Here is a 12,385-nt window from a genome sequence, read left to right as displayed (position 1 = left end):
TCCGTTAAATCAGCCCGCGTACCGTCGCCCAGTAGAGTCCGCGATTAAAACCGTTGCGCAACATGCCGCCGACTTTGGTTGAAGGCGTCGGCAACACATCGTTGCGGTAGTCGTAAACCAGCGGCATCCCGGCTTGCAGCCCCATTTGAGCAATGGCCTGCACCTTGCCGTCGTAGTGGCTAACGGTCTGGCCCAGCCTCAGTTCCGCCACGATATTGTCGGCAATCACCGGCGCCTGATTGTGGCAGGAGCCACCGGCCTTACTGACCGGCAAATCCACCGTATCGCCGATGACATAGACCCCTTGTTGGCCGTAGACCTGCAGCGTCTGATGGTCGGTCGGCAACCAGCCTTCGCCGTTATGCCCCTCGCTCAGCCCCGTGTTCCGCACTGCCTCTACCGCACGGATAGGTGGGGTAGCCATCAAAATATCGAACGGCTGCTGCTCACCTTCGGCGGAAAAAGCGATTTTCTGCTGCTCATCCACCCGGCTGAGAGTAAACCCGCGCTGATGGCGAATATCCCGCGCGGCGAAAATACCGGGCAAGGCCTCTGCGGTTGGACGCTGTAAAAACAGGCAGTTACGCAGCAACTGCGAAACACTGGGGTAGGTATAAACAATTTCAACCGCTTTACGCACTCCGCGTCGACGCAGGTAATCATCGAGCATCAGGGTGGTTTCTATCGGGGCAATACCGCACTGGTGCGGCACATTGGGCGTTTCGGGGAAGGAGACGGTGATAAAAATTCGGCCTTTTTCGATGCTCGACAGCTTTTGTGCCAGCTGGCGGGCGGCCTGATATTGGTAAAAATGATCGCCTGCCTGCGCCAACCCTTCGATACGCTCCGGCCAGGGCACGCAGCCGGTGGCAAACACCAGAAAATCATACGGGTACTGTTTGCCACTGCGGGTATGGATCACTCGCTGAGTTAAATCAAAGCGCTCCGCTTTATCGACAATAAACTGAATTTCCGGACGCAGCAGACTTTGCTGTGAGCGGGTTAATTCCTGTTTGAAAAAAGCGTTAAAGGCAACGTACATAAAAGCGGGTTTATAATAATGAATCGGAGAATCCGAAATCATCAATAACTCAACTTTATTATTCAATATTTCCCGATGTAATTTCGTGGCCAGTAAATTGGCCAATATGGTCCCTCCGGTACCCCCACCGACTATCACAATCCTGTTTCGCATCAAACCCTCACCCAGCCGAGTCACGGCTCGGCAATTTTTAGGGAAACGAATGGAGGCAGGAATACAGGCTTAATTCTTCTGCCTTACTGGCAGTCTAGTAACGAAAAAATATAAAGCAATAGAAAAGAGAATATATAAAATAGGAATTTTATTATTATAATTAATACATCAAGTTAAAAAACAGATAATACGATATTAGTTCAATAATAATAAATAACTCACTATCACTTATGTAAATAACCAGTGATAAAAAAACCCGCCGGAGCGGGTTTCATTTAGCAACGAACCAAACCGTTATTACTGACCTTTAACTTCTTTCAGGCCATTGAACGGAGCGCGTGCACCCAGCGCTTCTTCGATACGGATCAGTTGGTTGTACTTAGCAACGCGGTCAGAACGGCTCATAGAACCGGTTTTGATCTGGCCAGCCGCAGTACCCACAGCCAGGTCGGCGATGGTTGCGTCTTCGGTTTCACCTGAACGGTGAGAGATCACCGCGGTGTAGCCTGCGTCTTTCGCCATCTTGATAGCAGCCAGAGTTTCGGTCAGAGAACCGATCTGGTTGAATTTGATCAGGATGGAGTTAGCGATGCCTTTCTCGATACCTTCTTTCAGGATCTTGGTGTTGGTAACGAACAGGTCGTCGCCCACCAGCTGGATTTTGTCGCCCAGCACTTTGGTCTGGTATGCGAAACCATCCCAGTCAGATTCGTCCAGGCCGTCTTCGATAGACACGATTGGATATTGTTTGGTCAGCTCTTCCAGGAAGTGAGTGAACTCTTCGGAAGTGAAGGCTTTGTTGCCTTCGCCGGCCAGGACGTATTTACCGTCTTTGTAGAACTCGGAAGCCGCACAGTCCATCGCCAGGGTCACGTCTTTGCCCAGCTCGTAGCCTGCTGCTTTTACCGCTTCAGCGATAACAGCCAGCGCTTCGGCGTTGGAACCCAGGTTTGGTGCGTAGCCGCCTTCGTCACCTACAGCGGTGTTCAGGCCTTTGGCCTTCAGCACTTTCGCCAGGTGATGGAAAACTTCAGAACCGATGCGAACGGCTTCTTTCAGGGTTTTCGCGCCAACCGGCTGAATCATGAATTCCTGAATGTCGACGTTGTTGTCAGCGTGCTCGCCGCCGTTGATGATGTTCATCATAGGCAGTGGCATAGAGAATTTGCCTGGAGTGCCGTTCAGCTCAGCGATGTGCTCATACAGCGGCATACCTTTGGAAGCTGCAGCCGCTTTAGCCGCTGCCAGGGAAACCGCCAGAATGGCGTTAGCGCCGAACTGGGATTTGTTCTCAGTACCGTCCAGGTCGATCATGATCTTGTCGATGTTAGCCTGGTCTTTGGCATCTTTGCCCAATACTGCCTGAGCGATCGGGCCGTTTACTGCAGCAACGGCTTTCAGTACGCCTTTACCCAGGAAACGAGACTTGTCACCGTCACGCAGTTCCAGTGCTTCACGGGAACCGGTAGAAGCACCTGACGGCGCAGCAGCCAGACCTACGAAACCGCCTTCCAGATGCACTTCGGCTTCAACAGTCGGGTTACCGCGGGAGTCGATGATTTCACGACCGATGACTTTAACGATTTTGGACATTAGGTTTTCCTCAGTACAAGTTAAACTAAAACTCCAGACAAACAGCGCGCGGTTCTCACCGCGCGCCGCCTACCAAATATTTTATTTCACCTGGCGCTTCTGATACTCACCAGCGGCCTTCACAAAGCCGGCGAACAACGGATGACCATCACGCGGCGTCGAAGTAAATTCCGGGTGGAACTGACAAGCTACAAACCACGGGTGATTCGGCAGTTCGATAATCTCAACCAGCTTGTTGTCTGCGGAACGGCCGGCAACCAACAGCCCGGCGGCTTCAATTTGCTTCAACAGCATGTTGTTAACTTCATAACGGTGACGATGACGTTCAACAATGGTCGGTTCGCCGTACATCTGACGCACCAGGCTATTGTCGGTCAGGTGACATTGCTGGCCACCGACACGCATCGTGCCACCCAAATCGCTTTCTTCGGTACGGACTTCGACGTTGCCGTCTTCGTCACGCCATTCGGTGATCAATGCCACCACCGGGTACTTACAGTCTGGCACAAACTCGGTTGAGTTGGCGTTCTCCATACCCACAACGTTGCGGGCGAACTCCATCAGCGCCACCTGCATACCCAGGCAGATGCCCAGATAAGGGATGTTGTTTTCACGCGCATAACGCGCGGTCATCACCTTGCCTTCTACGCCACGGTAGCCGAAGCCGCCTGGGATCAGGATCGCATCCAGACCTTTCAGCACTTCTACGCCGCGGGTTTCAACATCCTGCGAGTCGATCAGCTTGATGTTCACGGTCAGACGATTTTTCAGGCCGCCGTGTTTCAGCGCTTCAATCACCGACTTATAAGCATCCGGCAGTTCGACATATTTGCCGACCATACCGATAGTCACTTCGCCGCCCGGATTGGCTTCTTCGTAAATAACCTGCTCCCACTCGGCCAGGTTAGCTTCCGGCGCGTTGAGGCTGAATCGTTTACAAATATAATCATCAAGCCCCTGAGATTTCAATAGGCCTGGGATTTTATAAATAGAATCAACGTCTTTCAGGGAGATAACGGCTTTTTCCGGCACGTTACAGAAAAGTGCGATTTTCGCGCGTTCGTTAGCAGGAACTGTGCGATCGGAACGGCAAATCAGCACATCTGGCTGAATACCGATGGAAAGCAGTTCTTTTACGGAATGCTGAGTAGGTTTGGTTTTCACTTCACCGGCAGCGGCCATGTACGGCACCAGAGTCAGGTGCATGTACAGGGTGTGCTCACGGCCCACTTCCACGGCCATCTGGCGGATGGCTTCCAGGAACGGCAGCGATTCGATATCGCCGACGGTACCGCCGATCTCAACCAACACCACGTCGTGGCCTTCGCCGCCTTCGAGGATGCGCTCTTTGATCGCGTTGGTGATGTGCGGGATGACCTGTACGGTTGCGCCCAGATAGTCGCCACGGCGTTCTTTACGCAGAACGTCGGAGTAAATGCGACCGGTGGTGAAGTTGTTGCGGCGCGACATTTTGGTGCGGATGTAGCGCTCGTAGTGACCCAAATCCAGATCGGTTTCTGCGCCGTCTTCGGTGACGAAAACTTCCCCATGCTGAATCGGGCTCATGGTGCCCGGATCCACGTTGATGTACGGGTCCAGTTTCATGATGGTAACGTTGAGGCCACGGGCTTCAAGAATAGCCGCCAGAGAGGCTGCGGCAATGCCTTTACCCAGAGAGGATACGACCCCGCCGGTCACAAAAATATAATTAGTTGTCATGCTGAACCTGAGAGTTTAGGTTTAAAGACGATGGAAGAACCAAGACGGGAAAGTAGTATACCCGAACCTCTCCAGACCTACAAACGATCGTTTTACTGTCCATCATCTCTGTCACCATCAAGGGTTCATCAGGGTTTACTCTATCGGCCTGCCAGAGCCTGTCTTTTTAAAACAATGAGTTAGCACAGAAAAATTTATTTTTCCGCCCTTTCGAGACAATAAAACGCCTTAGATTTCAGTTTGTTGGCGTTTTGCTGTCGGTAAGTCACGGTTCAGCAAACTATGACTCCGAGCTTAACCGTTTCAGCTTAGGTGAACCTTGTCGCCGATCAAGATTAAGCTACTGCGACAATCCTAGGACACCCGAGCGGCAGATTAGTTTTCCTGGCGCTTAACCTGCTGCCACGCCTCTTCCATCTGCTCCAGCGTTGCTTCGCCCATCTGCAGCCCACGCCGTTGGATAATCTCTTCTACCTGACGGAAACGGCGCTCGAACTTGCGGTTGGCTGCCTGCAACGCATTTTCTGCCTTATGGCCAAGATGGCGCGATAAATTCACCGTGGCGAACAGCAGATCGCCGATTTCCTCTTCCAGTTTCTGTTCGTCGACTACCGCCTGCTGCGCTTCATGCATCACTTCGTCAATCTCTTCGTACACCTTGTCCAGCACCGGGCCCAACGTATGCCAGTCAAAACCGACCGAAGCGCAGCGTTTCTGAATCTTGTGCGCCTTCATCAGCGCCGGCAGCGCCTGAGGAATGTCATCCAGCGCAGAATGCAGCGCTTTCTCTGCACGCTCACCGGCCTTCAACTGCTCCCAGCGGGCCGCAACGGCCTCGCTGTCGGCAGCCTCGGCTTCCCCGAAAATGTGCGGATGACGACGTTCCAGCTTGTCGCTGATGGCGTTACACACCTCGTCGAAGTCAAACAGCCCCTGCTCCTGGCCCATCTGGGCGTAGAACACCACCTGGAACAGCAGGTCCCCCAGTTCGTCACGCAGATCGCCGTAGTCCTGACGTTCGATAGCGTCCAGTACCTCGTAGGTTTCTTCCAGCGTGTAAGGGGCGATGGTGGCGAAGGTTTGTTTGCGGTCCCATGGGCAACCGACCTGCGGATCGCGCAGCGTTTTCATGATGTTCAACAAGCGGTGCAGTGGAGAAGATTGGGTCATAAGAAAGTCTCTGACAAAAGAATCGGCGCCGGTCATTAATGTAGCGGCGCAGCGTGCTGCGCCCGGGTCAATCGGGGCGAATAGGTTCGCCCACTACGATAACTGAAGCCACGGAGCCTGGCCAACAATGATGTGGCCCGAAAGACGCAGGTGAGTTAGCTGCCGTGCAGGCGTTTGGCGTCTATCACGTCCGGCAGTTGATTGAGCTTGGCTAACACCCGGCCCAGTACCTGCTGGTTGTAGATTTCAATGTCCATATCGATGGTTGCCAGCTGTTTTTTGGTGTCGCTGCGGCTGGCGACGCCCAGCACGTTGACCTTTTCGTTGGCCAAAATGGTGGTGATGTCACGCAGCAGGCCGCTGCGATCGTTGGCCATCACGCGCACCACCAGCGAGTAACCGCTGGAATAGCTTTCGCCCCACACCGCATCCACGATACGTTCCGGCGCGTGCGATTGCAGATCCACCAGTTGGTCACAGTCCGCACGGTGAATGGAGATGCCGCGCCCCTGGGTGATAAAACCGATAATATCGTCGCCCGGGATCGGCTGGCAGCAACGGGCAATGTGGTGCATCAGGTTGCCTACCCCTTCCACCACCACCCGGCCGTTGTCCTTGCTGCGGGTTGCCGGCGGCGCTTTCTGCTGCACCAACTGCCGCAGCGCTTCGCGATCCTGCTCTTCGGCGCTCGGTTTGTTGAACTTGCCCTGCAGGAAATTCACCATCTGATTCAGGCGAATATCACCGCCGCCAATCGCCGCCAGTATTTCATCCAGCGAATTCATGTTGTAACGCGGGATCAGCAGCTTCTCGGCCTCTTTCAGGCTGATACCGAGGTGTTCCAGCTCGCTGTCCAGCATCTGGCGACCGGCAAGGATATTTTTATCGCGATCCTGCTTGCGGAACCAGTTGTGGATCTTGGAGCGTCCACGGCTGGTGGTGATATAACCGAGGTTCGGGTTCAGCCAGTCGCGGCTTGGGTTCGGCTGCTTCTGGGTGATGATTTCAATCTGGTCACCCATCCGCAGCTGGTAGGTAAAGGGCACGATGCGGCCGCCAATTTTGGCACCGATGCAACGGTGGCCGACGTCGCTGTGAATATGATAAGCGAAGTCGAGCGGCGTAGAGCCTGCTGGCAGATCCACCACGTCGCCTTTCGGGGTAAATACATAAACCCGATCGTCGAACACCTGGCTGCGAACCTCGTCGAGCATCTCGCCGGAGTCCGCCATCTCTTCCTGCCAGGCGATCAGTTTGCGCAGCCAGGCGATACGTTCCTCGTAGCCTGAGCGAACCGTCGCAACCGCACCCTCTTTGTATTTCCAGTGCGCGGCGACACCCAGTTCTGCATCTTCATGCATCTGCCGGGTGCGGATCTGAATTTCCAGCGTTTTCCCGCGCGGACCCAGTACTACGGTGTGGATCGACTGATAACCGTTGGGTTTCGGGTTGGCGACGTAGTCGTCGAACTCATCCGGCAGATGGCGGAAGTGGGTATGCACAATCCCCAGCGCGGCATAGCAGTCCTGCAAGCGTTCGACCACCACGCGTACCGCGCGCACGTCAAACAGCTCGTCAAACGCCAACGCCTTCTTCTGCATCTTGCGCCAGATGCTGTAAATGTGTTTTGGACGGCCGTAGATGTCCGCCTTGACGCCTTCATCGACCATCGCATTACGCAGCGAGGCGACGAAATCGTCAATAAACTGTTCGCGATCGATGCGGCGTTCGTGCAGCAGCTTGGCGATGCGTTTGTACTCGTCCGGATGCAGGTAGCGGAAGCAGAAATCTTCCAGCTCCCATTTGAGCTGCCCGATACCCAGACGGTTAGCCAGCGGCGCATAGATATTCGAACACTCTTTTGCCGCCAGCACGCGCTCGTCTTCCGGCGCATCTTTCACTTCGCGCAGGTGAGCGATCCGCTCCGCCAGCTTGATGACCACGCAGCGGAAATCCTCCACCATCGCCAACAGCATGCGGCGCACGTTGTCGACCTGTTCGGAGGCCATCGAATCGTTTTGAGTGGCTTTCAGTTGGCGGATGGCGTCCATATCGCGTACGCCATGCACCAGATAGGTGATGCCCTTGCCGAACTCTTCGGTCAGGGTTTCTTCCTGCACGATGCCGGCGTCCACCAGCGGGAACAGCAGCGCGGCGCGCATGCTGTCGTTATCCATGCTCAGAGTAGAGAGGATCTCGACCATTTCCAGCCCGCGCCACAGCAACAGCGGTGCATTAGGATGGTTCTGGGTCTGCTGCTCACAGTAACGCCAGGTTGCGGCTAATCGCTCACATGACTGCGGGTTAGGTAGCCCCAAGCTGGCAATCCACTCGTCGAGAGCAAATTCACCAGCCGTGTTCAGATGTGCACTTCTTACCGCAACCATACCCTCTCCCTACTTTGCAGCGACCTCTGGCGCAGAACCGTTAATAAACAGCGCCATTGACTCAAGATGCCCCGTATGCGGAAACATATCCAACATCCGCACACGTGCAAGACGATAACCGGCGCTCAGCAGCACTTTGCTGTCGCGTGCCAGCGTGGTCGGGTTACAGGAAACATAAACCACCCGCTCTGGCGCCAGTTTAACAATATGTGACATCACTCCGGCCGCGCCCGCACGGGCAGGGTCCAGCATCACTTTATCAAATCCTTGTGCTGCCCAAGGTTGTTGCTCAACGTCCTCCTCCAGATTTTCATGGAAGAAGCTGGCGTTATTCAGCCTATTCTTATGTGCATTATATTGCCCATTCGCTACCAGTGTGGCAACACCTTCTATGCCTACCACCGCAGCGGCGCGTCGCGCCAACGGCAGGGTAAAATTGCCCATGCCGCAGAACAGATCCAATACCCGATCATTGGGTTGAATACTGAGCCATTCAAGGGCCTGGGCCACCATTTGCTGATTTACGTGGTCATTTACCTGAATAAAGTCACGCGGGCTGAAGTCTAAGCGTAGCCCGTCGACCTGATAATACGGCGTTTCACCGCACAGTTTTTCGAGGCTATCGCTGTCCGGTGCCAAATAAATGGTTACGTTTTTTGTCCGCGCAAAAGCCTGCAAGGCCTGGCGGTCATCCTCTTTCAAGGCGTCGAGATGGCGCAGAACCAGTACCGGGCCGTTATCTGCCAGCACCAGTTCGACATGCCCAAGTCGTCTGGAGACCTGCAATGCGCTCAGGCAAGATCGCAACGGCGTCAGTAATTGTTCCAGTTCAGGATGCAGCACCGGGCACCGCGTCACCGGCACCAGATCGCTGGACGCCGCCTGGCGAAAGCCCATTACCAGACGCTGCTGTTTGGGCTGCCACAACAGCCCGAGACGGGCGCGACGGCGATAGCCGTATTGTGGACCGGCGATCACCGGCTCCTGCTGCGGCGTAACGCCGGTTTCGCGAGCGATCATTCGCACCAGGGCCGCCGCCTTGCTCTGCTGCTGCAGGCTTTCATCCGCGTGTTGCTGCTGGCAACCGCCGCACACGCCAAAGTGTGGGCAGCGCGGTTCGACACGTTGCGGGCTGCGGCTGAGCAGGCGCTTTAACCTGCCTTTGGCAAACTTGTTTTTTTCTTCCGTGAGTTGGACTTCCGCCTGCTCGCCCGGCAATACCCCGGGGACGAAAATCGCTTTGCCGTTGTGGTGCGCCACGCCCTGACCAAAGGGATCGAGGTTGTCTACCGTCAGTGTTAGCACGGGAGAATTTTGCCGGGTCGTCACGCGACGTTTCGGAGAGTAGAATTGCGCCATATTTGTCGATTGAGTGCTGGTTCATTTAAAGTAGAGATTGTCCGGCAATTCTCCCACATTGGAAACCCATGACCAAATACAGCCTGCGGGCGCGCATGATGATCCTGATTCTGGCCCCAACGCTGTTGATTGGTCTGTTGCTCAGCACTTTCTTCGTAGTGCATCGCTACAATGAATTGCAAGAACAACTGGTTGACGCCGGCGCCAGCATTATCGAACCGTTGGCAGTGGCCAGCGAGTACGGCATGACGTTCCGCAGCCGCGAGTCGGTCAGGCAGTTGGTCAGTCTGTTACACCGCCGTCATTCAGATATTGTGCGTTCAATTACGGTATTTGATGCGCAGAATAATCTGTTTGTCACCTCCAATTACCATCACAACTTTACCCAATTGCAGTTGCCGAAGGGGGTTCCGATCCCCACGGATCTGATGCTGACCCGGCGCGGTGACTCGCTGATCCTGCGCACCCCGATCCTGGCGGAGAGCCAGTACCCGGACCAGGCTGCCAGCAGCGATCTCCAGCAGGACAACCGCCTGGGTTATGTGGCAATCGAGCTGGATCTGCAGTCGGTTCGCCTGCAGCAATACAAAGAGGTCTTCGTTTCCACCCTGCTGCTGCTGTTGTGCATGTGTATCGCCATTCTGTTCGCTTACCGTCTGATGCGCGACGTCACCGGCCCGATCCGCAATATGGTCAATACCGTCGATCGCATCCGCCGCGGTCAGCTCGACAGCCGCGTCGAAGGCTTTATGCTGGGCGAACTGCATATGCTGAAGAACGGCATCAACTCAATGGCGATGTCGCTCACGGCCTACCATGAAGAGATGCAGCAGAACATCGATCAGGCGACCTCCGACCTGCGCGAAACCCTGGAGCAAATGGAGATCCAGAACGTCGAGCTGGATCTGGCGAAAAAACGCGCCCAGGAAGCGGCCCGCATCAAATCCGAATTCCTGGCGAACATGTCGCACGAGCTGCGTACTCCGCTCAACGGCGTGATTGGCTTTACCCGTCAGATGCTGAAAACCGAAATGAGCGTCACCCAAACCGACTACCTGCAAACCATCGAGCGCTCGGCCAACAACTTGCTGACCATCATCAACGACGTGCTGGACTTCTCCAAACTGGAGGCCGGCAAGCTGGTGCTGGAGCATATTCCGTTCTCGCTGCGTGAAACCCTCGACGAGGTCATTGTGCTGTTGGCACCGAGCGCCCACGAAAAAGGGCTGGAGCTGACGCTGGACGTGCACAACGACGTTCCAGAGCAGGTGATCGGCGATTCACTGCGGCTACAGCAGATCATTACCAACCTGCTGGGCAACGCGATCAAGTTTACCGAAACCGGCAACATCGATATCCGTGTCGAACTGCGCGGCCTGCAAGACCGCCAGATTGAGCTGGAAGTACAAATCCACGACACCGGCATCGGCATCTCCGAACGACAGCAATCACAGCTGTTCCAGGCGTTTCGTCAGGCGGACGCCAGTATTTCACGCCGTCACGGCGGCACCGGCCTGGGGCTGGTGATCACCCAGAAGCTGGTGAAAGAAATGGGCGGCGATATCTGCTTCCACAGCCAGTTGAATCGCGGCTCGACCTTCTGGTTCCACATCACGCTCGATCTGCACGAAGGCATGCTGTCGCTGCCGCCAAGTCTGCCGGATCTGCAAGGCAAGACGTTGGGGTATATCGAAGCCAACCCGATGGCAGCACAGGCGACGCTCAATATGCTGAACGTCACCCAACTGGTGATTACCCATTCACCTACGCTGGCCCAACTGCCGAAGAAACATTACGATTTCCTGCTGGTGGGCGTGCCAATCCCCTTCCGCGACAATATGGCCCAGCACGAAAGCAAGCTGCTGGCGGCTTTGAAAGTCGCCGACCGGGTGATTCTGGCGCTGCCTTGCCAGTCGCAAATCAACGCCGAAATGCTTAAACAACAGGGCGCCGCCGGTTGCCTGATCAAGCCAATCACCAGTAATCGCCTGTTCCCGCTGCTGCGCATGGAAACGCCGCCGCGCATCACTGCGCTGCCGGAACGTAAACGCCTGCCGCTAACGGTGCTGGCGGTTGACGATAACCCGGCCAACCTGAAACTGATCGGCACCCTGCTGGCCGAGCAGGTGGAAAAAACCCTGCTGTGTGAAAGCGGGGAAGAAGCGCTGCTGCTGGCGCGCGATAACGTGCTGGATTTGATCCTGATGGATATCCAGATGCCCAATATTGACGGTATTCGAACCAGCGAGCTGATCCGCCAACTGCCGCACCACAATTCAACGCCGATCGTCGCCGTCACCGCCCATGCGGTCAGCGGCGAACGCGAACATTTGCTGCAGGCAGGCATGGACGACTATCTGGCCAAACCGATTGACGAAGCCATGCTGACCCGCGTGTTGGCCCGCTATCACAGCGGCGAACCCGACCCGGTAACGCCGGCACCCGTTTCCGTTAATGAACCGCCGTTGTCGCTCGACTGGGCCCTGGCGCTGCGTCAGGCGGCCAACAAGCCCGATTTGGCCCGTGACCTGTTGCAGATGCTGCTCGACTTCCTGCCACAGGTTAGCGAACGCGTGCAAGCGATGCTCGACGGCACGCCGGACGCCGACATTCTGGATTTGATCCACAAACTGCACGGCAGTTGCAGCTACAGCGGCGTACCGCGTCTGAAACAGCTGTGTTTCTACATTGAACAGCAGTTGCGTCGGGGTGTAAGCAGCGATGATTTGGAGCCGGAATGGCTGGAGCTGCTGGATGAGATTGAGCTGGTCTGCCAAGCCGCGCGCGCTCATTTGGCCTGAAGTAACAGGCAATAAAAAGGCACGCCGTAGCGTGCCTCAGACTGCTGACTTAGCCGCATAAGGGCTAAACCGGTAGGGGTCGAACATGTTCGACCCGATTTAACCCATTGATTATGCTATTAGGCGCAGCATGCAGCGCCCCTACCTTTAAACAACAGAGC

7 protein-coding genes are annotated in these 12,385 nt (G+C 55.4%); 1 reads left to right on the top strand and 6 read right to left on the bottom strand.

Annotated elements, in window-relative coordinates; genetic code table 11:
• Positions 1 to 4 precede the first annotated feature (4 nt).
• The 6 genes from AAZT04_RS20265 to rlmD form a co-directional block, all read right to left on the bottom strand.
• On the bottom strand, positions 5 to 1,195 hold the full coding sequence (locus tag AAZT04_RS20265; protein WP_048762943.1) for an NAD(P)/FAD-dependent oxidoreductase: 1,191 nt from the start codon (positions 1,193 to 1,195) through the stop codon (positions 5 to 7).
• Between the two features lie 297 nt (positions 1,196 to 1,492).
• A complete protein-coding gene (gene eno, locus AAZT04_RS20260) occupies positions 1,493 to 2,788 on the bottom strand; it encodes a phosphopyruvate hydratase (RefSeq protein WP_020825242.1) in 1,296 nt (431 codons plus the stop codon).
• An 81-nt stretch (positions 2,789 to 2,869) separates the two neighbouring features.
• Entirely contained in the window at positions 2,870 to 4,507 is a 1,638-nt protein-coding gene (gene pyrG / locus AAZT04_RS20255; RefSeq protein WP_020825241.1) for a glutamine hydrolyzing CTP synthase, read from the bottom strand.
• Positions 4,508 to 4,882: 375 nt separating this feature from the next.
• Positions 4,883 to 5,677, bottom strand: coding sequence for a nucleoside triphosphate pyrophosphohydrolase (gene mazG, locus AAZT04_RS20250; RefSeq protein WP_116691278.1), 795 nt, complete (start codon positions 5,675 to 5,677; stop codon positions 4,883 to 4,885).
• 155 nt (positions 5,678 to 5,832) lie between these two features.
• Positions 5,833 to 8,064: a GTP diphosphokinase gene (relA, locus tag AAZT04_RS20245; RefSeq protein ID WP_020825239.1), complete on the bottom strand. Its 2,232-nt coding sequence runs from the start codon at positions 8,062 to 8,064 to the stop codon at positions 5,833 to 5,835.
• A 9-nt stretch (positions 8,065 to 8,073) separates the two neighbouring features.
• The gene (gene rlmD, locus AAZT04_RS20240; RefSeq protein ID WP_261135765.1) at positions 8,074 to 9,423 is read right to left on the bottom strand and encodes a 23S rRNA (uracil(1939)-C(5))-methyltransferase RlmD; all 1,350 of its coding nucleotides are present in this window, start codon (positions 9,421 to 9,423) and stop codon (positions 8,074 to 8,076) included.
• A gap of 68 nt (positions 9,424 to 9,491) precedes the next feature.
• Between rlmD and barA the strand changes: the two genes are divergently transcribed.
• Positions 9,492 to 12,224, top strand: coding sequence for a two-component sensor histidine kinase BarA (gene barA, locus AAZT04_RS20235; protein WP_261135767.1), 2,733 nt, complete (start codon positions 9,492 to 9,494; stop codon positions 12,222 to 12,224).
• The last annotated feature ends 161 nt before the right edge of the window (positions 12,225 to 12,385 follow it).

The organism is Serratia sp. Je.1.23.a (assembly GCF_051129805.1).
Taxonomy (GTDB): Bacteria; Pseudomonadota; Gammaproteobacteria; order Enterobacterales; family Enterobacteriaceae; genus Serratia; species Serratia liquefaciens.
Note: the sequence above shows the minus strand (reverse complement) of the source record. Positions and strands in the feature narration are given on the sequence as shown.

Excerpts from the sequence above, each read along its gene's own strand:
- AAZT04_RS20265 (WP_048762943.1), bottom strand. The coding sequence starts at position 1,195 with ATGCGAAACAGGATTGTGATAGTCGGTGGGGGTACCGGAGGGACCATA.
- eno (WP_020825242.1), bottom strand. The coding sequence starts at position 2,788 with ATGTCCAAAATCGTTAAAGTCATCGGTCGTGAAATCATCGACTCCCGC.
- pyrG (WP_020825241.1), bottom strand. The coding sequence starts at position 4,507 with ATGACAACTAATTATATTTTTGTGACCGGCGGGGTCGTATCCTCTCTG.
- mazG (WP_116691278.1), bottom strand. The coding sequence starts at position 5,677 with ATGACCCAATCTTCTCCACTGCACCGCTTGTTGAACATCATGAAAACG.
- relA (WP_020825239.1), bottom strand. The coding sequence starts at position 8,064 with ATGGTTGCGGTAAGAAGTGCACATCTGAACACGGCTGGTGAATTTGCT.
- rlmD (WP_261135765.1), bottom strand. The coding sequence starts at position 9,423 with ATGGCGCAATTCTACTCTCCGAAACGTCGCGTGACGACCCGGCAAAAT.
- barA (WP_261135767.1), top strand. The coding sequence starts at position 9,492 with ATGACCAAATACAGCCTGCGGGCGCGCATGATGATCCTGATTCTGGCC.